The sequence below is a fragment of the Flavobacterium branchiarum genome (genome assembly GCF_030409845.1).
GTDB classification, from domain to species: Bacteria; Bacteroidota; Bacteroidia; order Flavobacteriales; family Flavobacteriaceae; genus Flavobacterium; species Flavobacterium branchiarum.
Genome location: NZ_JAUFQQ010000003.1, coordinates 2,425,843 through 2,452,753 on the forward strand (window position 1 = coordinate 2,425,843; position 26,911 = coordinate 2,452,753).

Annotated in this window: 24 protein-coding genes; 18 read left to right on the forward strand and 6 right to left on the reverse strand. The window is 32.2% G+C overall.

All coding sequences use genetic code 11. The annotated features are described in order from the left end of the window. The first annotated feature begins 14 nt into the window (after window positions 1–14). Both QWY99_RS11220 and QWY99_RS11225 read left to right on the forward strand, forming a co-directional pair. Window positions 15–626 carry a zinc ribbon domain-containing protein gene (locus QWY99_RS11220; RefSeq protein ID WP_290265036.1) on the forward strand — a complete coding sequence of 204 codons (612 nt, stop codon included), beginning with the start codon at window positions 15–17 and terminating at the stop codon, window positions 624–626. An 82-nt stretch (window positions 627–708) separates the two neighbouring features. Beyond that, window positions 709–1,287, forward strand: coding sequence for a PhnA domain-containing protein (locus QWY99_RS11225; RefSeq protein ID WP_290265038.1), 579 nt, complete (start codon window positions 709–711; stop codon window positions 1,285–1,287). Window positions 1,288–1,530: 243 nt separating this feature from the next. Here QWY99_RS11225 and QWY99_RS11230 read toward each other — a convergent pair whose 3' ends face one another. Beyond that, window positions 1,531–1,965 carry a hypothetical protein gene (locus tag QWY99_RS11230; RefSeq protein ID WP_290265039.1) on the reverse strand — a complete coding sequence of 145 codons (435 nt, stop codon included), beginning with the start codon at window positions 1,963–1,965 and terminating at the stop codon, window positions 1,531–1,533. A 162-nt stretch (window positions 1,966–2,127) separates the two neighbouring features. Continuing rightward, window positions 2,128–3,474, reverse strand: a complete 1,347-nt coding sequence (locus QWY99_RS11235; RefSeq protein ID WP_290265041.1) for a DEAD/DEAH box helicase — start codon at window positions 3,472–3,474, stop codon at window positions 2,128–2,130. Window positions 3,475–3,868: 394 nt separating this feature from the next. Between QWY99_RS11235 and QWY99_RS11240 the strand changes: the two genes are divergently transcribed. From QWY99_RS11240 to QWY99_RS11250, 3 genes are all read left to right on the forward strand, one after another. After that, complete coding sequence (locus QWY99_RS11240; RefSeq protein WP_290265043.1) at window positions 3,869–5,596, forward strand: M14 family metallopeptidase; 1,728 nt, start codon at window positions 3,869–3,871, stop codon at window positions 5,594–5,596. Window positions 5,597–6,429: 833 nt separating this feature from the next. After that, complete coding sequence (locus QWY99_RS11245; protein WP_290265046.1) at window positions 6,430–6,759, forward strand: hypothetical protein; 330 nt, start codon at window positions 6,430–6,432, stop codon at window positions 6,757–6,759. 604 nt (window positions 6,760–7,363) lie between these two features. Further along, on the forward strand, window positions 7,364–8,005 hold the full coding sequence (locus tag QWY99_RS11250) for a hypothetical protein (RefSeq protein ID WP_290265049.1): 642 nt from the start codon (window positions 7,364–7,366) through the stop codon (window positions 8,003–8,005). A gap of 452 nt (window positions 8,006–8,457) precedes the next feature. On the opposite strand, the gene QWY99_RS11255 is transcribed toward QWY99_RS11250, so the two are convergent. Beyond that, on the reverse strand, window positions 8,458–8,874 hold the full coding sequence (locus tag QWY99_RS11255) for a helix-turn-helix domain-containing protein (RefSeq protein WP_290265052.1): 417 nt from the start codon (window positions 8,872–8,874) through the stop codon (window positions 8,458–8,460). Between the two features lie 304 nt (window positions 8,875–9,178). Next, a complete protein-coding gene (locus QWY99_RS11260; protein WP_290265054.1) occupies window positions 9,179–9,787 on the reverse strand; it encodes an NUDIX hydrolase in 609 nt (202 codons plus the stop codon). Window positions 9,788–9,794: 7 nt separating this feature from the next. Between QWY99_RS11260 and pyrE the strand changes: the two genes are divergently transcribed. The 3 genes from pyrE (at window position 9,795) to QWY99_RS11275 (ending at window position 11,876) form a co-directional block, all read left to right on the forward strand. Continuing rightward, window positions 9,795–10,439, forward strand: a complete 645-nt coding sequence (gene pyrE, locus QWY99_RS11265; RefSeq protein ID WP_290265056.1) for an orotate phosphoribosyltransferase — start codon at window positions 9,795–9,797, stop codon at window positions 10,437–10,439. Between the two features lie 50 nt (window positions 10,440–10,489). Continuing rightward, window positions 10,490–10,882 carry an SRPBCC family protein gene (locus QWY99_RS11270; RefSeq protein WP_290265060.1) on the forward strand — a complete coding sequence of 131 codons (393 nt, stop codon included), beginning with the start codon at window positions 10,490–10,492 and terminating at the stop codon, window positions 10,880–10,882. A 337-nt stretch (window positions 10,883–11,219) separates the two neighbouring features. Next, entirely contained in the window at window positions 11,220–11,876 is a 657-nt protein-coding gene (locus QWY99_RS11275) for a hypothetical protein (RefSeq protein ID WP_290265061.1), read from the forward strand. A 780-nt stretch (window positions 11,877–12,656) separates the two neighbouring features. Here the strand turns inward: QWY99_RS11275 and QWY99_RS11280 are convergent. Further along, window positions 12,657–13,385 (reverse strand): biotin--[acetyl-CoA-carboxylase] ligase, encoded by a 729-nt coding sequence (locus QWY99_RS11280; protein WP_290265063.1) that lies wholly within the window; start codon window positions 13,383–13,385, stop codon window positions 12,657–12,659. A 93-nt stretch (window positions 13,386–13,478) separates the two neighbouring features. Here QWY99_RS11280 and rsfS point away from each other — a divergent pair, with 93 nt between their 5' ends. The 9 genes from rsfS to QWY99_RS11325 all read left to right on the forward strand — a co-directional run bounded on the left by rsfS (window position 13,479) and on the right by QWY99_RS11325 (window position 21,987). Then, the gene (gene rsfS / locus QWY99_RS11285; RefSeq protein WP_290265066.1) at window positions 13,479–13,850 is read left to right on the forward strand and encodes a ribosome silencing factor; all 372 of its coding nucleotides are present in this window, start codon (window positions 13,479–13,481) and stop codon (window positions 13,848–13,850) included. Between the two features lie 15 nt (window positions 13,851–13,865). Continuing rightward, a complete protein-coding gene (gene ftsH / locus QWY99_RS11290; protein WP_290265067.1) occupies window positions 13,866–15,791 on the forward strand; it encodes an ATP-dependent zinc metalloprotease FtsH in 1,926 nt (641 codons plus the stop codon). A 113-nt stretch (window positions 15,792–15,904) separates the two neighbouring features. Then, window positions 15,905–16,507, forward strand: a complete 603-nt coding sequence (locus QWY99_RS11295) for a lactate utilization protein B/C (protein WP_290265070.1) — start codon at window positions 15,905–15,907, stop codon at window positions 16,505–16,507. 1 nt (window position 16,508) lies between these two features. Then, a complete protein-coding gene (locus QWY99_RS11300; protein WP_290265072.1) occupies window positions 16,509–17,396 on the forward strand; it encodes a phosphatidate cytidylyltransferase in 888 nt (295 codons plus the stop codon). Further along, complete coding sequence (locus QWY99_RS11305) at window positions 17,386–18,039, forward strand: phosphatidylserine decarboxylase family protein (RefSeq protein WP_290265074.1); 654 nt, start codon at window positions 17,386–17,388, stop codon at window positions 18,037–18,039. The genes QWY99_RS11300 and QWY99_RS11305 overlap by 11 nt, the downstream gene beginning before the upstream one ends. Further along, window positions 18,039–18,308, forward strand: a complete 270-nt coding sequence (locus tag QWY99_RS11310) for an acyl-CoA-binding protein (RefSeq protein ID WP_290265076.1) — start codon at window positions 18,039–18,041, stop codon at window positions 18,306–18,308. The genes QWY99_RS11305 and QWY99_RS11310 overlap by 1 nt, the downstream gene beginning before the upstream one ends. A gap of 7 nt (window positions 18,309–18,315) precedes the next feature. Next, window positions 18,316–19,107 (forward strand): superoxide dismutase, encoded by a 792-nt coding sequence (locus tag QWY99_RS11315; RefSeq protein ID WP_290265077.1) that lies wholly within the window; start codon window positions 18,316–18,318, stop codon window positions 19,105–19,107. A gap of 548 nt (window positions 19,108–19,655) precedes the next feature. After that, on the forward strand, window positions 19,656–20,717 hold the full coding sequence (locus QWY99_RS11320; protein WP_290265393.1) for a linear amide C-N hydrolase: 1,062 nt from the start codon (window positions 19,656–19,658) through the stop codon (window positions 20,715–20,717). Between the two features lie 88 nt (window positions 20,718–20,805). Then, window positions 20,806–21,987: a porin gene (locus QWY99_RS11325; protein ID WP_290265080.1), complete on the forward strand. Its 1,182-nt coding sequence runs from the start codon at window positions 20,806–20,808 to the stop codon at window positions 21,985–21,987. Window positions 21,988–22,304: 317 nt separating this feature from the next. On the opposite strand, the gene QWY99_RS11330 is transcribed toward QWY99_RS11325, so the two are convergent. Next, on the reverse strand, window positions 22,305–24,176 hold the full coding sequence (locus tag QWY99_RS11330; protein ID WP_290265082.1) for an alpha-amylase family glycosyl hydrolase: 1,872 nt from the start codon (window positions 24,174–24,176) through the stop codon (window positions 22,305–22,307). A gap of 892 nt (window positions 24,177–25,068) precedes the next feature. On the opposite strand from QWY99_RS11330, the gene QWY99_RS11335 reads away from it, so the two are divergent. Then, window positions 25,069–26,727: an OstA-like protein gene (locus QWY99_RS11335; RefSeq protein ID WP_379690243.1), complete on the forward strand. Its 1,659-nt coding sequence runs from the start codon at window positions 25,069–25,071 to the stop codon at window positions 26,725–26,727. The last annotated feature ends 184 nt before the right edge of the window (window positions 26,728–26,911 follow it).

The following is a 26,911-nucleotide window of genomic DNA, read 5'->3' on the forward strand; positions in this document are numbered from 1 at the left end:
AAAAAAATCAGAAGATGCTCTTTTATTACGGAACTAAAGCTAGTACTTTAAAAAAAGGACAAATCATAAATGTAGATTGTCCAATTTGTGAATCAAATGTCTCAATGATGTACAGCGTATTTGGAAAATATGCCCATCTATACTTAATTCCCTTTTTTCCAATTAAAAAAATGACTTATACAGAATGTAATTCTTGTAAAAAAACATTTGAAAAATTTGAATTACCCTCAAATATCCAAACAAAACTAGAAAGAGAAAACGAAAAAGACAGAGTAAGCAATCCTATATGGATGTTTTCGGGATTATTCATTATTGCAATAATAGCTTCATATGGCTTTTATTCATCTTATGAAACCGATGCAAACAGTGAAAAATACATTAAAAACCCTAAAATAGGCGATATCTATTATGTAAAATCATCAGAAGGGTTCTTTTCTACAATGAAGGTAAATACTGTTTCTAAAGACAGCATTAGTGCTCTGATTAATGAAATGGAAATTGATAAAAAAACAAACATGGATGAAATAGATAAAGATCAAAATTATAAAGACGCCTATAGCTTTTCTAAAAAAGACATACTAAAGCTTTATAATGAAGAGAATATATACGAAGTAAAAAGAAATTAATAATTTTAATTCCTAAGCATAAACTTGCGGAACGTAGTATTAAACTGTATTTTCGCATTTTACAATACTAATAACAAAAAAAATGAGCTTAGAAAGAGAATTAAACAAACGTAGCGGGTCAAAATGTGAACTTTGTGGTGCAACCGAAAACTTAAAAGTGTATCAAGTTTTACCTACTCAAAAAGGAGGAATTGATGAAAGTGTAATGGCTTGTAGTACTTGTATTGATCAAATAGAAAATCCAGATAACGTAGATTTAAATCATTGGAGATGTTTAAATGACAGTATGTGGAACGAGAATGTTGCCGTACAAGTCGTAGCTTGGAGAATGTTAAGCAGAATGCGTGCAGCAGGATGGCCACAGGAATTACTAGATATGATGTATCTAGACGAAGATACACTAGCATGGGCACAAGCAACTGGAGAAGGTGAAGATGATGAAAACAAAATCATTCACCGTGATAGTAATGGTGTGATTTTAGAACACGGAGATTCAGTAGTTTTAATTAAAGACTTAAAAGTAAAAGGATCTAGTATGGTAGCCAAACAAGGAACTGCAGTACGTAACATCCGTTTAGACCATGAAAACGCCGAATACATCGAAGGAAAAGTTGATGGGCAACAAATTGTAATTATCACTCAATACGTGAAAAAGATATAGTTTTCAGTTTGCAGTCACAGTTTGCAGTCACAGTATTCAGTCACAGTATTCAGTCACAGTATTCAGTCACAGTTTACGGTTAACAGCTTAAAACTTAAAGTTACAGTTTACAGTTTCAGTACTGCGACTGTAAACTGTGACTGAGACTAAATACTCAATATTAAGACTGCGACTGTAAACTGAAAACTAAAAAAAGAGGCTATTCATTATGAATAGCCTCTTTTTGTATCAGATAAAATCTGTTTATTTTTGAAACAACTTGCTTACTTGATCTTTTGTTAAAGCTTCGGAAACACTGTTTGAGCTAGCTTCTTTATTAGAAACCATAAACTGAACTGTAGGTTTATCAGCACTCGCAGTATAATGCAACCAAACATAATTGTTAGGTAACTCTAATTTAATATCATACAAAGGAGTTGCAGTAAATCCGTTTATGATAATATTGTAAAGATTAAGATAATCGTTATCAATATTTTTAAAAGTAAACTTTCTTAAAGTATTGTTTTCGTCATCACTTTGAATACAGTTATAAAATATAGTGTACTCATCTCCAATCTTTTGGATATAATTATTATTCACTTTACCTAATTTTTCAACAGGTACAGTTGCAATAACTTTAATTTGAGCAAAGGATGCAAAACTTAAAAACAAAATAGTAATAGTAATAATTTTTTTCATGATATTCTTTGGGGTTTAATTTATTTTATGCGCAAACATAATAATAAAAAAATAATTCCTTTCCTACATAGTTAATTTATTGACATTAAATTTTAAATTAACATTTAGGATTATTCCCTCTATCACAAATAATAAACAAGTAACTATTTGTCTATAAATAAATTACTCCTCCTCCTTCTTAATTACTTTTCTTGCCACTTCAATTTTAAATTTTTTGCCTTTCATCTTCTCGTCTTTGATGTTATTTAGCAAATCTTTTACCTTATTAAATTTTACAGCGGCAAACGAAATAAAATCTTTTACCTCTATTAACCCTAGATCACCTTTTTCAAGTTTTCCTTTTTGAGAAAAGAAACCAACAATATCAATTTTGTTCAATTTTGTCTTCTTTCCACCACTAATATATATGGTTTGAAACTCTGGAGGCTTAGGTAAAGTCGTAGCGTTATCGACATTTAAAACTTCCATGTCATAATTAACATAATCTAGTTTTTTCTCACTTTCGTGAACAATAAGATAAGCCGTTCCCGAAGCAAGCATACGAGCTGTACGTCCGTTACGGTGTGTGAACTCGTCTTCTTTTAAAGGTAAATGATAATGAATAACATGATTCATCTCCGGAATATCAAGACCACGAGCAGCCAAATCGGTTGTGATTAAATAACTCACACTTCCGTTTCTAAACTGAATCAAAGCGCGCTCACGCTCCTCTTGATCCATTCCGCCATGATAATAAGTAGCGTAAATTCCTTTTTCGTTTAATGTATCACTAATACGTTCAGCAGCATCACGGTGGTTACAGAAAATAATAGCCGATTGTGATTTTAAAGAGCATATTAGGTTAAACAGACTTCCTATTTTGTCTTTGTTTGGAGAAATAACCATTTTCATCGAAAGATTCGATTTCTCTTCTTCCTCAGGAATAAAATCCAAAATTGTTGGATTAATTACTCTTGTGTATTTAGGAATTTCAATATCTGATGTAGCCGAAACCAACACACGTTTATTCAATTTTGGCAATTTACCTATGATAAAAGACATTTGCTCATGGAAACCCAATTGCAATGATTTATCAAATTCATCCAAGATTAAAGTCTGGATTTTATCTAAACGAAAAGTGCCTCTATCAATATGATCTGCAATTCTTCCTGGAGTTCCTATTAAAACTGCTGGAGGATTGCTTAAGTTCTTAATCTCTGTATCGATTGAATGGCCACCGTAACAAATATTAACTTTGTAATCGGTTCCCATTTTTTTCCAAACCTGCTCAATTTGCAATCCTAATTCACGCGATGGAACTAGAATTAAACATTGTACAGAAAGGATTTCAGGCTGTAGTAATTCTAAAACCGGAAGTAAAAAAGCTAGTGTTTTACCAGAACCCGTTGGAGAAAGTAGTAAAACATTATTATCATTCAGGATAGCATCCTGAGCCACTTCTTGCATTTCATTTAGGCTCTCGATACCTAAATTCAAAAGTATATTATTCGAATGGTGTTTCTTATTCATTTTGCAAAAGTAGTCAAAATAATTGTTTCGAGTTTAAAATTTCAAGTTTCCGATTTTTCATCAAAAAACTTCAACTTAATCCATACAATAAAATCATCAACATACCCTAACAAAAACCACTTAAAACAATTATTACAATCCTTATCTCTCCTGTCTATCATCTTGTTTCTATTATCTTGCTTCTATTATCTTGCTTCTATTATCTTGCTTCTATAATCTACATTCTTTCATCTTTATTCTTTATTCTTTATTCTCTCACATCTATCATCTTACTTCTCACACCCCAAATCTTTATTCTATAATCTATATTCTTTCTTCTTTCTTCTATCATCTTGCCTCTCTCCCCAATCCTAAAAGAAAATAATTATATTTGAATGCTATTAAAAACCAAATTATGAGAATTTTTACATTTTGCATTTTACTCCTAAGTATCACAACATTTGCGCAGAAAGGCAATAAATACGAGACCTATTTCGAGAAAGGAAACGGAAATCAATCTGCCAATTACCAAGAAACTATAAAATATTTTACGCTTCTTGCGCATGATTTTCCAACAATCAAAATGCAAGAAATGGGACTTACAGATAGTGGTTATCCATTGCACATGATTACATTTAATCCAGAGAAACAATTTGATTTTAATACTATCAAAAAAAACAAAGCTGTAATTCTTCTCAACAATGGTATTCATGCTGGTGAACCTGATGGAATTGACGCAACAATGCAATTATTTAGAGATTTAGCCCTTGGAAAAATTAAAGTCCCAAAAAATACCGTTATTGTAACTATTCCAGTTTATAACATTGGAGGTGCATTAAATAGAAACTCTACAACGAGAGCAAATCAAGATGGTCCAGAAGAGTATGGCTTTCGTGGCAACGCTAGAAATTACGACCTAAACCGAGATTTAATCAAATCGGACACACGCAATACCAAAAGTTTTGTTGAGATATTCCATAAAATAAATCCTGATGTTTTCATTGACAATCATGTCAGTAATGGCTCTGATTACCAATACAAACTAACCTACATTATGACGCAACATAATAAATTAGGTACCGTTTTAGGCGATTATCTCAATCAGGAAATGATGCCTGAATTGGTCAAAAACTTACAAGAAAAGAACTTTGAAACCACGCCTTACGTAAATGCATTTGAAGAAACACCCGATAATGGTTTTATACAATTTTCAGACAGTCCGCGTTACACAACCGGATATACTTCTCTTTTTAACACAATTGGATTTGTAGTCGAAACTCATATGCTTAAAAGTTATGCCGATCGTGTAAAAGCAACCTATGAATACATGACATCTACAATTGATTTTACAGATGCTAATTATAAGAAAATTAAAGAAATGCGTTTGAAAAACGAAGCGCAATATGCTCCTAAAAAACCATATACTATTAAATGGGAAATTGATAGCACAAAAATGACAACCTTTAACTTTTTAGGTTACGAAGCGACTCACAAAAAAAGCGAAGTCACAACAGGTAACCGTCTATTTTACGATAGAACAAAACCATTCAAAAAAGACATTCCGTACATAAAAGAATTTAAATCGGTAAAGGACATTACTATTCCATCGGCATATATCATCCCAAGAGGTTTTTGGAATGTTATCGATTTACTTAAAAGCAATAGCGTTACCTATACTCAACTAAAAAAAGATACTCTAATTGAAGTTGAAAGTTATAGAATTGCTGATTTCAAAACGACAAATTCTGCTTACGAAGGACATTATTTACACCGAAATACTAAAGTTACTTCTAAAATAACAAAAGTTACTTTTCACAAAGGTGATTATGTTTTCTCGACTGAACAAAAAGCTATTAAATACCTATTAGAAACTTTAGAACCTGAAGGAGTTGATTCTTTCTTTAACTGGAATTTCTTTGATCCAATATTGCAACAAAAAGAAGGGTATTCTGAATATGTTTTTGAAGATACTGCCGCTGAACTTTTAAAAAATAACCCGAAATTAAGAGCCGAATTAGAACAAACTAAAATCAACGATCCTAAACTTGCTAAAAGCCCGGAAGCTCAATTGGATTGGGTTTACAAACATTCTGCTTATTATGAAAAAGCACATATGCAATATCCTGTTTATCGTGTTTTATAGTTGCTCGTTAATTACAAAGTGCGCAAATTTTTGATTTTTGATTGTGTAGAAAACGCTAAGTTCGCTAAGCTGGAACTTAAAGTTAGAAAGGTTCTATTGCAAAGTGCGCAATTTCTTGATTTTGATTGTGTAGAAAAACGCTAAGTTCGCTAAGCTGGAACTTAAAAATTAGAAAGGTTCTATCGCAAAGTACGCAAATTTTTGATTTTGATTATGTAAAAAAACGCAAAGTTTGCAAAGCTGGAACTTAAAAATTAGAAAGGTTCTATCGCAAAGTGCGCAATTTCTTGATTTTTGATTATGTAGAAAAACGCTAAGTTCGCTAAGCTGGAATTTAAAAATTAGAAAGGTTCTATCGCAAAGTGCGCAATTTCTTGATTTTTGATTATGCAGAAAAACGCTAAGTTCGCTAAGCTGGAACTTAAAGTTAGAAAGGTTCTATTGCAAAGTGCGCAATTTCTTGATTTTGATTGTGTAGAAATAAACAAATTTCGTTAAGCGGGAACTTAAAGTTAGAAAGGTTCTATCGCAAAGTCCGCAATTTTTTAATTTTGATTGTGTGGAAAAACGCTAAGTTCGCTAAGCTGGAACTTGAAATTTGAAGATTGGGTTTACAAATAATCTGCTTATTTATGAAAAGGCTTTATCGCAAAGTGCGCAATGTTTATATTTTGATTATGTAGAAAAACGCAAAGTTCGCTAAGCTGGAACTTAAAGTTAAAAACCCCATTTAGCGCGGATTTGCAATCCGTGCCCATAAAGATTGGAAACTATAAAAGTTAATACATTGCCGCTATAGATTGCAAATCCGCACTATCGGAAAATAAATATTTATGAAAAAAATCATATTACTTCTTACTCTATTTGCCTTTTTTGGTTGCTCGAAAGACAAAATATTCTTGCTTACTAATACAGATAATCAAAAATATTATTTATCAGATTCTATTCATAAAATAATAAAGACAGACCAAATAAGCTCAACTCCAATTATTATAATCGATGCTAAACCATTTGAATATGATACTGAAAAAGACACCATTTTTATTCCGCTAGAGAAAAAAGACTTACATCAAATTTCATTTTTAAATCAACAAACTGCCGTTATGCTTTTTGGCCCTCGAGGTGACAGAGGCGCTGTCGTAATTATGACAAAAAAACAATAGGCGTATTTCTCCACAATCTTGTCCATTTTGAAAAACGAAGAATCTCATTAATAAATCAGTCTTTTTGATAAGTTTCCTCGTTCCTCAGAAAGAAAAAACTAGTGAACTGTATTGGAATTATTTCACTAATATTCATAAAGATACACGCTAAATTTCTTTAAACTGTAAACTATCCTTCGACTCCGCTCAGGATGACATTGCGACTGAAAACTGAGACTAAAAACTGAGACTGAAAACTGAGACTGAAAACTGAGACTGATTTACTGAGACTGATTTACTGAGACTGATTTACTGAGACTGATTACTGAGACTACTCTTCTACTCCGCTCAGGATGACACTGCGACTGAAAACTGTGACTGATTTACTGTGACTGATTTACTGTGACTGATTTACTGTGACTGATTACTGTGACTGATTACTGCGACTAAAAGCTGTGACAGAAAAACAAGTTTGAAGAAATAACCGCTCTACTTAGCGGGTTTCCTCGCTTTTAAAAATGATAAAATTACCGAGATTACGTATTTCCGTAATATTACTTAATCTTAGACTATTAAATTTGATAACATTAACCCCAATGCATTAATGTGTTTCAAAAAAAATAAAATGAAAGTAAAATTGCTTTTTATAATTGTGCTAATTACAATATTATCATCATGTAAAAAACCGTCAGGACATCTAACAGGAAACATATATTGGAAACACAATGATAATATTGATAATAAACCAGATGCTAGTTCAAAAGTTAAGTTATATTCTACTTTAAATAAAGATTGTGAATTTGAAACTACAGCAGATATCGCTGGAAAATTTACGATTAAAGATATACCAACTGGAAATTATTTTTTAATCGTTCAGTCAGAAAATACAACCACTCATCCAATAGATCATTTAAATAATTTGCTAAAAAATGCAAACGAAATCAATATCGCACTAGGTTTTGATATCAATAAATTCAAAAAGGAAATTCAAGAAATAAATAAACTCCAAAAAATATATGAAGCTATTTTAATGGAAGTAAATTCAAATGACTATAAAAGCTTATCAAATCAGGTTTATAGATCTAGAAAAATTCAAAATGAAATTGAATCTAAATCAATAAATTTAATCAAGGGGTTTCCGAAAGAATTTAAATCAAATTTAGCATTTTACACTGGTTATGATAAGTCTTTAAACTTCTCTTCTGTTGAAATTAAAGAAGGTAAAACTGCCAATAAAAATATTGATTTCGGAACTACTTATAACTAACTTATTTGGTCAAAGCCTTTTATATGGAGTTTTCTTCCTGAGTTGGAAAGACAAGTTTGAGAAAATATTTGTGGTACGGATTGCAAATCCGCACTAACGATTCGGGAAATAAAGATAAGCGAGCTGTATTGGAGAAAATATTTGTGGGTATGGATTGCAAATCCGCACTCACGATTGGGGGAATAAAGATTGGCGAGTTGTATTGGAGAAAACATTTGTGGGTACGGATTGTAAATCTGCACTAACGATTCGGGAAATAAAGATAAGCGAGCTGTATTGGAGAAAACATTTGTGGGTACGGATTGCAAATCTGCACTAACGATTGGATTTATTTCGCAAAGATTCACAAAGAGAACACGCTAAGTTCATTGCTCTTCGAATTCTCTAGTATAAAAAAAGCCTAATAAACAGCAATTTATTAGGCTTTTTTTATTCTGAATGAAGTAATAAAATTATTTATCCTTCAATATTTTTTCTAAGAACTCAACTTTTTCTTTTTCTGCTTGAAGTAAACGTTCGTAGAGTTTTTTAATTTCATCTACTGATTCCATTAATTTATCTAATGGATTAAAAGTGAACGCTGATCCATGCGAAAAAGAACCTTGACTTCCACTATTATCATAAAAATTATTAAAATAATTAATCACGCTTTCATCTGAAAAATTTTTAAGAGCTTCAACACTAACTCCTAATGCTTTTGCTACATCGATAAGTTTTTCATCTTCTATAGTTTCGCTGTTTTCTAAAATAGAAACGGCCTGTTGGTTTGTTCCCATAGCTTGTGCCAAAGCTTCTTGTTTCATGTCTCTAAGTTCACGAATTCGGCTAATTTTTCGCCCTATATGGTTTGATTTTGTTAGTGTGCTCATAATTTAAAGATATTACTTATTGAACAAAAGTACGATTTTTGAGACATGAATTAGTCAAAAATTAAAATTTTATGAAACAAAATTGCATCTCAAAGTGTAGCTCGCGTGAGGGATAGAAGGAAGCTACCGAAGTAGCCCGTATAGCCCGACAGCGTATAAAGAAAGACCCAATGAACGCAATGCTCATTGGGTCTTTCTTTGTATGGTGGCACGCCCAAATTCTGTTTAATAAATTAACGGAAAGTGCGAAATCAATTTTAATATTTAATGTAAAACGTTGAATTTCATATTCCTATTTACATTGTTATTTCAATTGTATTTTATCTTCTTCCTGAAACAATAATTTGATGTTTTCGTAGGAATTTTTTAACGCTTCTTTTATTTGAACTGGATTTAACCAAGCTACTTTTTCGATTCCTTCTTCTAATTGTCCTTGTGGAGTTCCTTTAAAATCGGATTGCATTTCGAACCAATGCGTGATTTTTAATTTATATTTTCCGTTACGCTTAAAAACGTGGTAGGTTTTCTGTAATTTGTTGGTAATTGTTAATTTTCCAACTCCAGTTTCCTCTTCTACCTCACGCATGGCGGTCTCTTCGATGGATTCTCCCTTCTCGATTCCTCCCTTTGGTAAGTCCCATTTTCCATTTCTGAAGATGAATAATACCTCGCCTTTTTTATTATAAACAAGCCCTCCTCCTGCTTTATTCACAGGAATTTTTGACTTTAACGTTTTCATAATTTCCTTCTCGTCAGGGTGATATAAATATGCTGCCTGAATTTTATTTTGGAACATTTTAACGATAATTTGCTCTATGTCAATACTTTCTAACAAGAACAATTGAAAATTAGTCTCTTTGGAGATTTCATTTGTCAAAAAAAGTGGTTTGTCGTTCACAAAAACTTTATACATTTGTACTATGATTTTTAATAAAGATACTGCCGAAAAAACAGCCGAATTGCTTTTGCAAATAAATGCAATTAAATTGAATCCAGGAAATCCTTTTACATGGGCTTCGGGATGGAAATCACCTATTTATTGTGATAACAGGCTAATTCTCTCATTTCCAAGCATCAGAAATTATGTTAGAGATGAGTTTGCTAAGAACATTGAAAAACAATTTGGTAAGCCAGATGTAATCGCTGGAGTCGCTACAGGTGCCATTGGTATTGGTATTCTTGTTGCAGAAAGCTTAGGATTACCGTTTGTATATGTTAGACCAGAACCTAAAAAACACGGAAGACAAAATCAAGTTGAAGGTTTTTTACAAAAGGGACAAAATGTTGTTGTTGTTGAAGATTTAATAAGCACTGGAAATAGTAGTTTGCTTGCTGTTGAAGCTTTACGTAATGCTGGAGCCAATATTAAAGGGATGGCTGCAATATTTACTTATGGCTTTGATGTTGCTGAGAAAAACTTTAAGGATGCTAATATCGACTTATACACATTGAGTAACTATTCGAATTTATTAAACCTTGCTGTGGCTAAAAAATACATTCCCGAGAATGATTTAGTTACGTTACAGGAATGGAATGTAAACCCAGCTTCTTGGAAACAAGATTAATTTTTTAAAAATACAATTTCTGATTCTTCAGAATATAAACACCAATAAATATGAACTTAGAAAGTCCTAAAGTTACTGTTCAGAAATCGGCTCAAGAATTATTTGATTTATTGAGTGATGTAAGAAATTTTGAAAAATTAATGCCCGACAATATTGCTAAATTTGAAGTAATTGGCGAAGATGCATTTATTTTTGGTCTAAAAGGTATGCCGGAAATAAAATTAAAAATGAAAGAAAAAACAGCTCCAAGCAAAATTGTTTTGGGTGCTGCTAGCGATAAACTTCCATTTACATTGGTGTCTAACATTGAAACAGTTTCTGAGACTTCTAGTGCTGTGAAACTTGATTTTGAAGGAGAATTTAATCCGATGATGGCAATGATGATAAAAGGACCTATCGGAAAGTTTATTGAAACTCTTGCCAATAACATGACAAAACTATAATTGTTAATTGTCTACCTATAAAATTTAAGTCCGATTGAGAAATCGGACTTTTTTTGTGCCCATTTTTTTTCACGCCCCTTAATTTTTCTAAAAAACAAACTTCTAATTATCTCTAATTCATTAAACGTATTAAAAAATCCCAACCACAATCTACATAAAACCACTGAGACTTTGCAATTTTAAACCTAATAACCACAAAACTCTTGCACCTTTGCTCCTTTACTTCTTTGCACCTTAAAAAAACAACCCATCCTTAAAAAACCGCAATTCAGTAATAAAATTTATGCAGAAATATAAAATTATCCGAAGTTTGAACCATTAACTAAAAAACCTAAAAATGGAACTAACTATCAAGATTTTAATTTACATTCATGCCTTCTTCGGAGGAATCGGACTTATCACAGGAATTGGAAGTGTAATGGTAAAAAAAGGAAACACATTGCATAAAAAAATGGGAAAACTATTCTCTATCGGAATGTTTACCAGTTCAATTCTGTCGCTTATTGTTTGTTTATTCCCTGGACATCATAATGTTTTTTTATTCTTGATTGGGCTATTTACCATATATCTTGTAATTTCAGGAAACAGAGCATTAGCTTTTAAAACTAAAGTTGAAGCTGATTTGATTGACAAACTTACATCAGGAACGATGCTTTTTTTCTCTGTCATAATGATAACATTAGGAATATACTGTCAGTTGAATAACATTGAGAATGGAATATTATTCACATTCTTTGGTGGATTTGGGTTTTATATGACCGTTAAAGATTTTATATATTTCAGAAATCTTTCAGATAAAAATAAAAGCTGGTTATCTAAACATATAGGAAAAATGATTGGAGCACTTATCGCCTCTGTAACTGCGTTTATTGTTGCTGGATTAGGTATTGGCAATATCATTACATGGATAACACCGTCTATTCTAGGAACAATTTATATTATATACTGGAATAGAAAACTGAATCCTAAAAAACTTAAGCCTGTAAATATTTAAAACAAAGATCCTTCAATACAAAATTACAGACTGCATACTTTTTAAAATAAAAGCCTAATTTTCTGTTCTCAAAGCCATAAAGAAGTACGATATGTATTCTCTTTATGGCTTTAAAATTTAATTGACTCTGAACTTTTTAACACAGCCTCAAAACCTTTGAACCTTCATTTATTGGTACTATTTCTCGCTAAGACGCAGAATCGCAAAGTTTTTTCGCAAACATATCTTTGAACCTTTCCCACTTTGAACCTTTGAACCTCTGCTACTTTCCTACTTTGAACGTTTGTCTCTTTCAGACCTGAACCTTCATTTATCGATACTTTTTCTCGCAAAGACGCAGAATCGCAAAGTTTTTTCGCAAACATATCTTTGAACCTTTCCTACTCTGAACCTTTGAACCTCTGCTACTTTCCTTCTTTGAACGTTTGTCCCTTTCAGACCTGAACCTTCATTTATCGATACTTTTTCTCGCAAAGACACAGAATCGCAAAGTTTGTTCGCCGACATATCTCGGAACTGTTCCTACCTTGAACCTCTGCCACTTTCAACTCTGAACCTTCCTTTATTGATTCTATTTCACGATAAGACGCAGAATCGCAAAGTTTGTTCGCCAACATATCTCTGAACCTTTCCTACTTTGAACCTTTGTCGCTTTCAACTCTGAACTTACATTTATTGGTACTATTTCTCGCAAAGACGCAGAATCGCAAAGTTTGTTCGCCAACATATCTCTGAACCTTTCCTACTTTGAACCTTTGAACCTCTGAACCTCTGAACCTCCTAGTAAAGCATCTGTATTTCTTTTATTTCAAATTCAGACACAGAATCATCTTCTAATAAAACTTGTAGCTTACCTATTGGAGAAATACCTTGAATAATTCCCATGAAATTTTGATTATCTAAGTTTTTAAATGGCATCGGAATTCCTTTTCTGAATAATTTATTGAAATATTCGTCCCAAAATAAATCTGAATGCTCATTCCAGAGTAAAATTTTCTCTTTAATCTTCTTTACAATCAAAATAACAAGCTCTTCTTTGTTAAATTCGGCATCAGAAATCACTGCTAAAGAAGTCGCATTTGGTAAATTTTGAAAATTTATTTGATTAACATTTAATCCTAAACCAACTACTGACACGATAGATCCATCACTTTTGAGAGTGTTTTCTATCAAAATGCCACCGAGTTTTTTATTATATGACATAATGTCGTTTGGCCATTTTATACTTAAATCAGGAATATTTAATTCTTCTAAAGTTTTTATTACTGATAACGAAATAATAATATTCAAATTAAAAACTTCTTCATTACCCAGCAAGAAATCTCTAACCAACACACTCATTATTAAATTCTTACCAATTTCAGAACGCCAAACTGCGCCCATTTGCCCTTTGCCTTTTGTTTGATTTTCGGCAGTAACAACAGTATAATTCTCAAGTTCTTGTTGGCTACTTAATGATTTTAAGAACTCATTTGTTGAATCTATGGCATCGAGTTTGATTAGTTTCATGTAAATAATTTATATAACTTAATTTAATATTTTGTTAAGGTTCAAAAATAATCACAAAAATTGGTAACTTTACAAACTCATATAAAATAATTCATGGCGAAAAAGACTGTTAATAATGATGTTCTGTTAGCGAACATAATTAAAGGAATCGAAGAAGTAAAAGGAAATGATATTAGTATCTTGGACTTAAGGGAAATAGACGCAGCGGTTTGCGATTATTTCATCGTATGCAACGGAAATTCAAATACCCAAGTTAACGCCATCGTAGGCTCAATTCAAAAAACTGTATCAAAAGAACTAAAAGACAAACCTTGGCATGTAGAAGGAACCGATAACGCAGAGTGGGTTCTTATCGATTACGTGCATATTGTTGTTCACGTATTTCAAAAACACATTCGAGAATACTATAATATCGAGAGTCTTTGGGGAGATGCCAAAATAACTACAATCGAAAACAAATACTAAAGAAACATTCTTCAAATGGCTAAAGATAATAATCCAACCCCGAGTAAATTTAAAATAAGTCCTTGGTTAATTTATACCGCAATACTTTTAATATTTTTATTTATCAGTTTTGCAACCGGAGGATCAAGTTTACAAGAGCCTGCTCAATTAACTTCTTCTAAGTTTAATGACTTATTAGATAAAGGAGAAATTGAAAAAGTTATTGTATACAATAAAGCTGAAGCTGAAGTGTATCTTACTGCTGCTGCACTTAAGGATCCAGCGCAAAAAAAAGTATCTAAAGATATATTTGACAGACCAAACAAAGGTCCTCACTATACTTTAGAAATTGGTAATGACCAAATCTTTCAAACAAAATTAGAAAAAGCAGTTACTGAAAAGAAATTGAAAGATTATGATTTTGTTCAAAAAAATAACTGGACTGACATTTTAGTTGGTCTACTTCCAATAATCATTCTTGTTGGAGTTTGGATATTCATAATGAGAAAAATGTCAGGCGGCGGAAGCGGTGGTGGCGGTCAAATTTTCAACATTGGAAAATCTAAAGCAAAACTTTTTGACGAAAAAACAGATATCAAAACTACATTTAAAGATGTAGCTGGTTTAGAAGGTGCAAAAGAAGAAATACAAGAAATTGTAGAATTCTTAAAAAATCCAGAAAAGTACACTAACTTAGGAGGTAAAATACCTAAAGGAGCATTACTAGTAGGACCTCCTGGAACAGGAAAAACATTATTAGCAAAAGCAGTTGCCGGCGAAGCACAAGTACCATTTTTCTCATTATCAGGTTCTGATTTTGTTGAAATGTTTGTAGGTGTTGGAGCTTCACGTGTACGTGATTTGTTTAAACAAGCCAAAGAAAAATCTCCAGCGATCATTTTTATTGATGAAATCGATGCTGTAGGTAGAGCTCGTGGAAAAAGCAATATGTCAGGTGGTAATGACGAAAGAGAAAATACATTGAACCAATTACTAACAGAAATGGATGGTTTTGGAACAAACTCTAACGTAATCGTACTAGCTGCAACAAACAGAGCTGATGTTTTAGACAAAGCTTTGATGCGTGCAGGACGTTTTGACAGACAAATCTTTGTAGACTTACCAGACATTCGTGAAAGAGCAGAAATCTTCCAAGTACACTTAGCTCCTTTGAAAAAAGTAGAAGGTCTTGATTTAGATTTCTTAGCAAAACAAACTCCAGGATTCTCTGGAGCAGACATTGCTAACGTTTGTAACGAAGCAGCATTAATCGCCGCTAGAAACAATAAAACTGCTGTTGACAGACAAGATTTCCTTGATGCTGTAGATAGAATTGTTGGTGGATTAGAAAAGAAAAACAAAATCATTACTCCAGAAGAGAAAAAAGCAATTGCAATTCACGAAGCAGGTCACGCTACTGTAAGCTGGATGTTGGAACACGCAGCACCACTTATTAAGGTAACAATCGTACCTCGTGGACAAAGTTTAGGAGCTGCTTGGTACCTTCCAGAAGAAAGACAAATCGTGAGAACAGACCAAATGTTAGACGAAATGTGTGCTACTATGGGCGGAAGAGCTGCTGAAAAAGTAACTTTTGATCGAATTTCGACTGGTGCATTAAGCGATTTAGAAAAAGTTACACGCCAAGCTCGTGCGATGGTAACGATTTACGGATTGAATGAAAAAATCGGAAACGTTACTTATTACGATTCAACAGGACAAAGTGAATACAACTTCTCTAAACCGTATTCTGATGAGACTGCAAAAATTATTGATCAAGAAATATCAGAACTAATTGAAGGTCAATACCAAAGAGCAATCGATATCTTAGAAGAAAATAAAGACAAGCTAAATCAACTTGCTGAAATCCTGATTGAAAAAGAGGTTATTTTTAAAGATGACCTTGAAGCAATTTTCGGAAAACGTACATTTGACAAAAATCTAGAAGAGGTAGTATCGTAATACTACACAAATAATATAATTATTTTTAAAATCTTAATTCAAAAGCTACTTTTGAATTAAGATTTTTTTATCTTTGAACGTTTTCAATTAACACGTAAAACATTCCAACAATAATGAGTTTTTTTAAAAAATTATTTGGCTCTAGCCATGATGAATCTGATGAGAAGAATCAGAGTGAATATAGCAATTCACAAGCTGACAATTCTCTTTCTATAGATGAGCAATTCATTTTTAATTTTAAGAAAAATGGAGGTAAGTTTTTATATTGTGAAAACACCAAAGAAGTAACGGAACAATTCGAAAACATCTTAGAAGAGAACGATTGGTTTGAAAGTGAAGTTATGTGTTTTGAGCCTGCATTATTTCATCTACTTGACGAAAATAAATTAATCTATCAAAGCCCAGCTAATCCAAAATTTTTATTAGCTACTTGCGAAAACTTAATTGCAGATGAAGGAGCGATATTATTTTCATCAAAACAAATCAAACAAAACAAACCAAACGAATTACCAGTAAACATTGTTATTATTGCAACTACAAGTCAAATCCTGACTGCTAAAAGCGATGGACTAAGTGCCATAAAACGTAAATACGAAAGAGACTACCCAACCAATATTACTACCATAAAATATTTCGAAAAAGCAAAAGAAGAAGATTTTACTCAATACGGAAGTGTTGCTAAGAACTTATATTTATTGCTCTTAGAAGATCTATAACATGAATGAAACCCTCAAGAGAGCGCTATCAGGTGCTGTTTATATAGTACTACTATTAACATCTATCCTGTTTTCAACGGAAAGTTTCATTATACTTTTCGGTGTTTTCCTAGTAATTGCAACTTACGAGTTTTGCAATCTAGCCAACATCAATAAAATATTTTCACTTTTATTTGTTTCCCTTCTATATTCTTCAGTTGCACTAATTAGCTTCTACAAAAATGAAACTGAAAATTACATTAATAAATTTCTAAAAGAAGAAATTAAATTTACTGTAAACATAGATCAACTAAACACTGTTTTATTAGTGATAACATTACTGGTATCAGTAAAATGCATTGTCTTTTTATTTGACGATACACAAACCATAAGCAGAACATCTAAATATATCTACTTATTAGGATACATTACACTCCCCTTTATTTTTATAACCAAAATTTCATTTGGAGTTAAAGATTATAATCCAAAAATCATCATTGGATTATTCATTCTTATATGGACAAATGATACTTTTGCCTATTTGGTAGGAAAGTCCATAGGAAAACATAAATTATTTGAGCGCATTTCTCCAAAAAAAACCATAGAAGGTTTTTTAGGTGGACTTGTATTTGCTTGTTTTGCAGGCTTTTTAATTTCAAAATTATACATCAAACCAAACCCAAATTTTAGCGATAAATCTATTTTAATATGGACAATTATCGCATTAATCGTTGGAGTTTTTGGTACTATTGGCGATTTAATTGAATCAAAATTCAAAAGAGTAGCCGGAGTAAAAGATAGCGGAGCAATAATGCCAGGACACGGAGGCGTTTTAGATCGATTAGATAGTGTTATATTTGTAGCACCAATTGTATTTTTATTTTACCAAATTTTAAATTATGTTTCATAAAGAAGGAACCCAATCCATTTTATTAGGCACTATATTCGTTAGTGTTGTACTTTTATTAACTGATCATTTTATTGACACCAATTGGATCAAAATGATTATTCAGTTTAGTGCATTATTGCTACTAATCATCATCTTGCAGTTTTTTAGAAACCCAAAAAGAACTGTAATAAAAGACATCAATCAAATTCTTGCTCCAGTTGACGGAAAAGTTGTTGTAATTGAAGAAGTTTACGAAGGAGAATATTTTAAAGACAAACGTCTTCAAATTTCTATTTTCATGTCACCAATCAATGTACACGTAACTCGTTATGGATTAGGTGGAATTGTAAAATTTAGCAAATACCACCCAGGTAAATTCTTAGTTGCATGGCATCCAAAAGCAAGTGAAGAAAACGAAAGAACAACAGTTGTAATCGAAAATAAATCTTTCGGAGAGGTTTTATACAGACAAATTGCTGGAGCTTTGGCTCGCCGTATTGTAAATTACGCACAAGAAGGAATGCAAGTAGAACAAGGTACAGATGCTGGTTTTATTAAATTTGGCTCAAGAGTCGATATTTTCTTACCTTTGGGTACACCAATCAATGTTGTATTAAACCAAAAAGCAATTGGAGGTAAAACAATTATTGCTACAAAAGCTTAATGACAGAAAAAAACCTAGACATACGATTTTTAGAGGCTGTCGAAATTGCTTCCAAAATGACGCAAGCCTCACTGCCACAAGATGTGCAATTGAGGCTGTATGCTTTTTATAAGCAAGCTACTTTTGGGACTGCAAAGTACAATCAATCTGAAAATTTTGACCTAAGAAATGCTTTTAAAACAAATGCATGGATTCAAATTAGCCACTTAAGCATAAATGAGGCTAAAGAAAATTATATAGAAATCATTAATTCACTAACAACTAAATAGCTGTTTTATGAAAAAATATAGTACTCAATTTTCGTTTTTTATCTTGATTGCATTCACAATTCTTTCTTGTAACGATAATAACAAACTAACTGAAGTAGTTGAAGTTCCGTTACCTTCGAAAGATGAAAAAATAATAATTGGTAGTCCAGACGAAGTAAAAGCAAACCCCGGAGCTTTTCAACTTGAAAAACTTCCGTATGCTTACAATGCACTAGCTCCTAATATTCGATCTTTAACTCTCGAAACACATTACTCAAAGCATTATTTAACCTATACAAATAATCTGAATAAGGCAATAGCCAATACAGATTATGAAAATATGACGATTGAGCAAATTTTAGGCAAACTAGATTTAAATGATCCTAAGCTTCGTAATAATGCTGGTGGTTATTATAACCATTCCCTTTATTGGAAATGCATGACTCCAAAACCTGAATCAGAGCAAGCTACAGATACATTAGCAAATGCAATGAATAAAGAATTTGGTTCCTATAATAACTTTAAATCATTATTTAAAGCAGAAGCAACGAAACAATTTGGTTCAGGATGGGTTTGGTTAGTTGTGGATAAAGCTGGAAAACTCCAGATTACAACAACTGAAAATCAAGATAACCCATTAATGAAAAATGCATTAATTCCTGGAACTCCAATTTTAGCTTTGGATTTATGGGAACATGCCTACTACCTAGATTATCAAAATAGAAAAAATAGTTATGTCGATGCTTTCTTCAATATTATAAATTGGGAAAAGATAAACGAAAATTACAAAACTGCGTTAGCTAAGGTTGGTAAAGTCTAAAATAAAAGCTGACACAAAAAATCGAGAGCACTAAAAAGTAGCAATTTATCAAAAGAGGCTGTTTTCAATATAGAAAACAGCCTCTTTTTCTTTTATGCAGTTGGATAAGCGATGTAAAACACTTTCGTATAGATTATTCTCAGAACCTCCATTTTACTCACAAAACTATCTTTTCAGCTTAAAAAACTTTTCAACATGTTCAAAAAAAGCTAGGTTATTTTTCAGTACACTCTCCAGTTGCAGAGACATTTTTATATGAGCCGACACCTAGATCGCTCTATTTAATAAATTGTACCTCATTTTAATGTTTCGTACTACATTCTCGAAAATAAAACACATCTTAATTTGAAAATTTTGCTATATATTATAATTGATTAAATTCATTCCAAGCTGCGCATAAATTAATCATTGTGTTATTTGTTTTATATAAAAATATTGGAAGATCTAGTGACCAATTCTCCAGTTTTAATTATTTGTTCTTTAGATTACTTTTCATACATTTACTATTACATACTTTGATGATTAACTGCAATACATCTTACTTCTCTATGAAAAAATCTAAAACTTCACTAACAGCAATTGTTTTAATTTTATTTATTTTATTAACAACTGCAAACAAAATATATGCCTGTACAAGAGTAGTTTATAAAGGCCCTAACAATACTGTGCTTACAGCTAGAAGTATGGACTTTAGCATACCTATCCCTTCAAACTTATGGCTTTTTCCAAGAGGAATTGAACATGATGGTAGTACAGGTAAAAACACAGTGAAATGGAGTTCTAAATACGGTAGTATAACAACGAGTTCTTGGGACATCGCTGTATCGGATGGTATGAATGAAAAAGGCCTTGTCGCAAATATGCTTTGGCTTGTAAGTTCAAGTTATCCTAAATTTTCGAAAGAGGGAAATAGTAAAAAAGGATTATCAGTATCCTTGTGGGCACAATATGCCTTGGATAATTTTGCGACAGTTTCGGAAGCAGTTGAACAGCTTAAAAAAGAGGACTTTATTGTGGTTACTGATTTTATTCCTGGAACTGATAAATTTACAACCGTTCACTTGTCTCTATCAGATGCAACTGGAGATAATGCTATTTTAGAATATATAAATGGGAAATTAGTTATTCATCACGATCCTTCTTATACTGTAATGACAAACGATCCGGTGTATGAACAGCAACTAGCCATAAATGAATATTGGAAAGGTATTCCTGGTAATATATTTCTCCCTGGTACTAATAGAGCTGCAGACAGATATGTACGCGCCTCTTACTATATAAAAGCTATTCCGCAAACAGATGACATTAGAATTGCTTTAGCCGGTGCATTTAGTGTAATTAGACAATGTTCTGTTCCGTATGGCATTTCTACAGAAGGCTTTCCAAATTTATCCACAACGAGATGGAGAACTGTTTCTGACCAGAAAAATTTAGTTTATTATTTCGAAGATGCCCTTAGTCCAAATGCAATTTGGGTCGATATGAAAAAACTTGATTTTAGTAAGACTGGAAAGGTAAAAAAACTTGCATTAGATAATAACCAGATTTATGCTGGCGAAACTTCTAAACAATTTTTAGATACAAAGCCTTTTGTATTTAAAGGTATTTAGTTTTATTAATATCAAAAAGCATCATTAATAAAACTAACACAACGAGCCATTTTTTTTGGCTCATGTAATACTTAATAAGTAGTAAAATATGCGTGGAATTATCTGTGTTATATGTTTTTTATATCTTTCTTTAAGTTCTTTATACAGTCAGGAAAGTATTGATACAGTTGGAATATCTTTTAAGCCTTATACTAGTCTTCGTGGACAAGTTGCTGTTTTTGATAAGCAGATGGAACTTCAGGAAAATGCATCGAGAATAGGAACTGAACTAAATATCAAAAAAGGAAAGATTGAATTCATTGCCGGACTTGAACTGCAGGTAAACCTTTTTAGGGGAAGTACTTCATTTAGTGCAGATGCCAGCTTATCAGAAGGTTTCATAAATATTCAGACAACACAAACACAGCAAGTTTTTGGTAATCGTTTAGGATATCTAGGATTTAGTATTGAAAAATATGGTGTAATTACTATCGGAAAACAATGGAGCGTTTATCGGGACATCAGCTCATATACTGATAGGTTTAATGTTTTTGGGGCGAGGGCGTCGGCAACTTTTGTTGGCGGTACAGATGGTGGGGCAAGCGGTACAGGACGCGCAGATCAATCCGTAATTTATCGAAACAAAATCGGTCCTTTGTATTTTGGAGCTCAAATTCAGGCGAGAGGAAGCAACAACGACCAATTTATTGATGGTTTAGGATTTTCTACACAGTTAAAAATTGCACAAGATTTTTTTGTAGGCATGGCCTTCAACAGAGCTTTTCTCAATGAAAAAACAATTAATAATGGGCAAATATTAGGACTTTCTGGCAATCCGACTTATATAACTTTTGGTACTAAGTACATCGGAAATAAAATAGACTTCAGTGTAATTTATGCTATGCAGGAAAATGGAGATTTTACACAAGGACTATATCTAGATTCTGAATTGAACATTATGAAGCCTACTGTAGTTTTTGATGCAAAGGGAATTGAAGTCTTCGGAAAATATAAATTTAATAAACTTTCAATACTTATAGGATATAATTTATATGTTCCTGCTGAAGGCAGAATTTCAAAAGTTTTTGATCAATCTATTATTGACCATAGATTTAAAAGAAACGATTTTATTACAGGATTATCTTATATGCCAATAAAGTATATTCAGTTTTACAGCGAACAACGCGTCTCATTTGGAAAAAATAGTATTGGAGAGAAAGAAAAAAGTGTTTTTACTCTGGGAATGAAAATTGATCTTTCCAAAAGTTTCAATAAAGCAGTCCTTTTATAAAAAAGATAACATCAATAATTGACTATTGATTTATATATCCAAAAACTATCCGTCAAATGAAGAGCACTAAAAAACAAGCTATTTATCAAAAGAAGCTATTTTTGATACTAAAAACAGACTCTTTTTCTTCGATGTATAGATAGTTTAATTTTATTAGTAGTTAAAAATCTTAAATACATACATATCCCAATTAATCTAATTTTAAAACCTCCTCCATGACACATTAATAAAAAAACCTTGTTTCATGAAGATAAACTCCCAAAACAAGGTTCTATTGAACAACTCAAATAAGCATTGAAATTTACTCAATCAGTATATTACTTCACTTCGTAAATAAAAGATTCAGACGGCGCTATCTTAACCTTAGCAATCCCTTCACCATTTATTACATTTAGCTTTATTTTATCTTTCAAATACAATTGGTCTGTTAATAAATAAGTTCCATCCTTCAAGTTCCATTTTGAAATAACAACAGCAGGAACCTTCAATTCAAATGTACTTTCTTTATCTGCAGAAAAATTAGCTACAACAATTAATTTTTGATTATCCGACCAACGAACATAAGAATAAATACCCGTATCAAAACCAACAGTATTCTTTCGATTTACATCCTGAATTTCTTGAAATTGCCCCATTAATGCTGAGCTCTTTATAGAAAAATTCAATAATCGCTTATAAAAATCACGTAAGTCCTTTTCAGATTGAGAAAGCTGTCCGCCATCAAATTTACCGTTATTCATCCAACGTTGATGATTAGGCACTCCAATATAATCAAAAATAGAAGTTCTAGAAGGCTTACCAAATCCAGCATCTTCATTACCAGCCTCCCCTACTTCTTGTCCAAAATAAACCATCGTAGGCGAAGTGCTTAATGTTGTAGAAACAACCATCAATGGCTTCCCTTTTTCTGGAGTTCCAGCAAATTCAGTATTTGCCAAACGTTGCTCATCGTGGTTATCCAAGAAATGCAACATATTATGTTCTATGTCGGACATGTTATGTTGAATCCCTGAAAGTTCATCAGGAGATGATTTACCTTTAATAACATCCTTCAGCTTATCATATGTCTCAACCTTATCGTATAAATAATCCATTTTTCCTAAATGGATATAATTGCGGTATTCTTTTGGATTGTACACCTCGGCAAGTAAAAAAGCATTTGGATTCTGAGTTTTTATTGCTGAGTTCATATAACTCCAAAATTCATAAGGAACCATTTCGGCCATGTCATAACGAAAACCATCAACTCCTTTTGAAATCCAAAACAATGCAATTGATTTGAATTTTTTCCAAGAATCAGGAACATCTTTATCTTTCCAAAAAGCAAAATGCTCTTGGTATGTTTTTTTATCAAAACCTGCTGGAAGTTCCGGGAAATCTTTAGATCCATCTGGACGAACTCCATAATTCACTTTAACCGTTTCATACCAGTCATTTTGATCCGGTTTAGCCTTACTAGAACCGTTACCTGTCCATTTTGCGGGGTACTCATCAAATTTCCCATCTACAAGCGGATTTTTTTCTCCGTTTAACGGAACAACATTATCAGGAATTTCAAATGGAGTATTTGGAATATAATAAAAATTATTATCACGTTTATAAACAACTGTCACATCATCATTAGCTCCAAAATCTTTTACTCCTACTGGATTATTTTTCCCCTCATACTTACGAGCAATATGATTCGGTACGATATCAATAATAACTTTTAAATCTGCTTTATGCGTGCGAGCAATCAATGCCTCAAATTCCTGTAATCGATTTGCGGGATTAACTGCCAAATCAGGATTTACATTATAATAATCCTTTACAGCGTAAGGCGATCCAGCTCTTCCTTTAATCACTTCGGGATCATCATTTGAAATTCCAAATGCAGTATAATCACGAACCAAAGCATGATGAGGCACTCCCGTGTACCAAATATAGGTAACACCCAGATCTTTAATTTCATTTAATGCTTTATCTGTAAAGTCATTAAACTTCCCTACTCCATTCTCTTCAATAGTACCCCACGGTTTATTAGTTGTGTTTGTATTTCCAAACAAACGAGTAAAAACCTGATACACTACAACTTTATTTTCAGAAGTTACTTCTTTTTTGTCTGCACTCAATCTTATGTCGCTTGTTTTACATGCAGTAACCAAAACCATTGCGGTGATTCCTGCTACAAGAACTCTTGCTTTTACCATAACTTTTATAACTTCATTATATTAATATTGATGCAAAAAAGCATCAACGAATTTTTAAATTTAATCTATTTTTTAAAACTTAAAATCACAGATAAAAAATTAATCTAAAAAACACTTTCATTACAAACACTACAACGTGTTAGTTCTTTTATTTGTTGATAACTTAAAAGGATTGAAATTCTAAACATTGTAGATATTTCTGGCAAGATATTGAGCTTAATAGTTACAAAGGATCAAAGGATAAAATCTTTACTAATCTTTTTACCATAGACTAAAAAGATTCAAAGGATTAAAATCTTCTTTTACCTACTCAATCTGCGTGACATAATTCATAACACATAACTACCAATCTTTTTTTTAGCCACAGATTAAAAGATTCAAAGAATTAAAATCTGCTTTTATCTATTCAATCTGCCTGAAATAATTCATAACACACAACTACCGATCTTTTTTTTAGCCACAGATTAAAAGGATTGAAAGGATTAAAATCTGCTTTTGTCTGCTCAATCTGCATGACATAATTCATAACACATAACTACCAATCATTTTTTTTGCCACTGATTATAGGATTGAAAAGATTAAAATCTGCTTTTGTCTGCTCTATCTGCGTGACATAATTCATAACACATAACTACCGATCTTATTTTCATCATAAATTAAAATATTTTCACAGATTTAAAAAATTCTATTGAATCCTATATCAGTGGCATTAAAAAATATCTCAGACACAAAAAATAAATCAGCAACTATTAATGCAGTTCACGATAAAAAGCAACTTAATAAATCTTAAACACAACCCTTCCAAATTCATGTAGTATTTAGAATTATAAATAAATCCTAATATCCGTAAAGGTTGCCTCCTTTTTCATAAATTTGACAAAAATTTAATCAATTGAAGAAATCACTCTTTTTCATATATAGTTGCTTGCTTATTTTAAGTGTAAATTTAGGAATAGCTCAAGCTCCAAAAATTATCAATATCGAACACTCTGATTTTGTAGACAGAAACGAAATCGAAATGCCTGGTGCTGTTTTACTTACTGGAAATGTAAAAGTAAACCACGATGGTGTTGTTTTAACATGTAACAAAGCCTATTTGTTTGAAGGAGAAAACTATCTAAAAGCATTTGGAAATGTACAAATAGTACAAGGTGATACTTTATTCCTGAATAGTAAGTATGCCGAATACAATGGTAATCTAAAAAAAGCATTTGCAACAGGAAACCCTGTCATGAGCTCACCAGATGCTACTTTACAAACAGATACTATTAATTTTGACAGAAATATTCAAGAAGTATACTATAACTCTAAAGGAACAATCGTAAACAAAGAAAATACTTTAGTAAGTAAATCTGGTAGGTATTATGTGGCCGAAAAAAAGTTTAAATTCCTAACAGCTGTTACAGTTACTAATCCTAAATGTGTCATAAAATCAAACCATTTAGATTATTACAGTAATTCAGGGCACTCTTATTTATTTGGTCCATCGACAATAACCAGTAAGACAGATTACATCTATACCGAAAAAGGTTTTTACGACACCAAAAGAAATCTAGCCCATTTTCTAAGGAAATCATACATACGTTATGACGACCGATTAATAGAAGGTGATAGTTTGTATTATGATCGAAATAAAGATTTTGCTTCGGCAACACGAAATGTAAAGATTACTGACTCCATAAATCGAGGAATTGTAAAAGGTCATTATGCTGAAATATACAAGCAAAAAGATTCCATGTTTGTAACCAAGAGAGCCGTTGCGATAAACTTCGTAGAGAATGACTCGGTTTACATACACGGAAAAAGGCTAATGGTAACCGGAAAAGAAGGCGATCGTATTATACGCGCTTTTAATAACGTTAGATTTTTTAAAACGGATATGAGCGGAAAATGCGATTCGATACACTCGAGTAGCCGAACTGCTTTAACAAAACTTATAGGAAACCCAATACTCTGGAACGGCGAAAGTCAGATTACAGGAGACATTATGCATCTTATTGGAGACAACACCACCAAGAAACTTGACTCGCTCAAAGTCCTCAATAATACCTTTATCATTTCCAAGGACACCATAGGAACTGGCTACAATCAAGTCAAGGGATTAAATTTATACGGAAAATTCAAAGATGGAAAACTTCACGATGTCGATGTTATAAAAAACACAGAAGTCGTTTATTATATGCGTAATGATGCCAATGAGCTCATCGGGATCAATAAAAACGTAAGCAGTAAAATCAATCTTATTTTAGAAAATAATGGTATCGAAACCATTACATTCTTTAATCAAGTCGATGGAGATATATTTCCTGAGGAAGAATTACCCGAAAATGCGCGAAAACTGCGAGGAATGAATTGGCGTGGAGATGAAAAAATCAAATCAAAAGACGACATTTTCACTGCAGAAGAAAACGAACTCAATGACAAATTAGTCGAAGAAGGCAAAATTGAAAATGCAAAAGAAAATGTACCGATGAAAATAAGGCAAGAAACCTTAGATTACGGCAAAAAGAAACCAGCTAAGACAACTACTAAAACTAAGGCGAAGAAATAGTCGCAGTTTTCAGTTTTCAGTCCCAATGTCATCCTAAGCGAAGTCGAAGGGCATTTTCAGTCGCAGTTTGCAGTTTCAATTGAAATATTAAACTTGAAGCCAAAATAAACAACTGCAGTTTCAGTTATCAGTAAAATCAGCAAACCTTTGAGCCTTTGCCCCTCAAAATCTTTGCACCTTAAAA

Excerpts from the sequence above, each read along its gene's own strand:
- QWY99_RS11315 (WP_290265077.1), top strand. The coding sequence starts at position 18,316 with ATGAAAAAATATAGTACTCAATTTTCGTTTTTTATCTTGATTGCATTC.
- QWY99_RS11220 (WP_290265036.1), top strand. The coding sequence starts at position 15 with ATGCTCTTTTATTACGGAACTAAAGCTAGTACTTTAAAAAAAGGACAA.
- QWY99_RS11225 (WP_290265038.1), top strand. The coding sequence starts at position 709 with ATGAGCTTAGAAAGAGAATTAAACAAACGTAGCGGGTCAAAATGTGAA.
- QWY99_RS11320 (WP_290265393.1), top strand. The coding sequence starts at position 19,656 with ATGAAAAAATCTAAAACTTCACTAACAGCAATTGTTTTAATTTTATTT.
- QWY99_RS11300 (WP_290265072.1), top strand. The coding sequence starts at position 16,509 with ATGAATGAAACCCTCAAGAGAGCGCTATCAGGTGCTGTTTATATAGTA.
- QWY99_RS11310 (WP_290265076.1), top strand. The coding sequence starts at position 18,039 with ATGACAGAAAAAAACCTAGACATACGATTTTTAGAGGCTGTCGAAATT.
- QWY99_RS11245 (WP_290265046.1), top strand. The coding sequence starts at position 6,430 with ATGAAAAAAATCATATTACTTCTTACTCTATTTGCCTTTTTTGGTTGC.
- QWY99_RS11275 (WP_290265061.1), top strand. The coding sequence starts at position 11,220 with ATGGAACTAACTATCAAGATTTTAATTTACATTCATGCCTTCTTCGGA.
- QWY99_RS11270 (WP_290265060.1), top strand. The coding sequence starts at position 10,490 with ATGAACTTAGAAAGTCCTAAAGTTACTGTTCAGAAATCGGCTCAAGAA.
- pyrE (WP_290265056.1), top strand. The coding sequence starts at position 9,795 with ATGATTTTTAATAAAGATACTGCCGAAAAAACAGCCGAATTGCTTTTG.
- QWY99_RS11325 (WP_290265080.1), top strand. The coding sequence starts at position 20,806 with ATGCGTGGAATTATCTGTGTTATATGTTTTTTATATCTTTCTTTAAGT.
- QWY99_RS11295 (WP_290265070.1), top strand. The coding sequence starts at position 15,905 with ATGAGTTTTTTTAAAAAATTATTTGGCTCTAGCCATGATGAATCTGAT.
- QWY99_RS11260 (WP_290265054.1), bottom strand. The coding sequence starts at position 9,787 with ATGTATAAAGTTTTTGTGAACGACAAACCACTTTTTTTGACAAATGAA.
- QWY99_RS11235 (WP_290265041.1), bottom strand. The coding sequence starts at position 3,474 with ATGAATAAGAAACACCATTCGAATAATATACTTTTGAATTTAGGTATC.
- rsfS (WP_290265066.1), top strand. The coding sequence starts at position 13,479 with ATGGCGAAAAAGACTGTTAATAATGATGTTCTGTTAGCGAACATAATT.
- QWY99_RS11255 (WP_290265052.1), bottom strand. The coding sequence starts at position 8,874 with ATGAGCACACTAACAAAATCAAACCATATAGGGCGAAAAATTAGCCGA.
- QWY99_RS11240 (WP_290265043.1), top strand. The coding sequence starts at position 3,869 with ATGAGAATTTTTACATTTTGCATTTTACTCCTAAGTATCACAACATTT.
- QWY99_RS11250 (WP_290265049.1), top strand. The coding sequence starts at position 7,364 with ATGAAAGTAAAATTGCTTTTTATAATTGTGCTAATTACAATATTATCA.
- QWY99_RS11230 (WP_290265039.1), bottom strand. The coding sequence starts at position 1,965 with ATGAAAAAAATTATTACTATTACTATTTTGTTTTTAAGTTTTGCATCC.
- QWY99_RS11305 (WP_290265074.1), top strand. The coding sequence starts at position 17,386 with ATGTTTCATAAAGAAGGAACCCAATCCATTTTATTAGGCACTATATTC.
- ftsH (WP_290265067.1), top strand. The coding sequence starts at position 13,866 with ATGGCTAAAGATAATAATCCAACCCCGAGTAAATTTAAAATAAGTCCT.
- QWY99_RS11330 (WP_290265082.1), bottom strand. The coding sequence starts at position 24,176 with ATGGTAAAAGCAAGAGTTCTTGTAGCAGGAATCACCGCAATGGTTTTG.
- QWY99_RS11280 (WP_290265063.1), bottom strand. The coding sequence starts at position 13,385 with ATGAAACTAATCAAACTCGATGCCATAGATTCAACAAATGAGTTCTTA.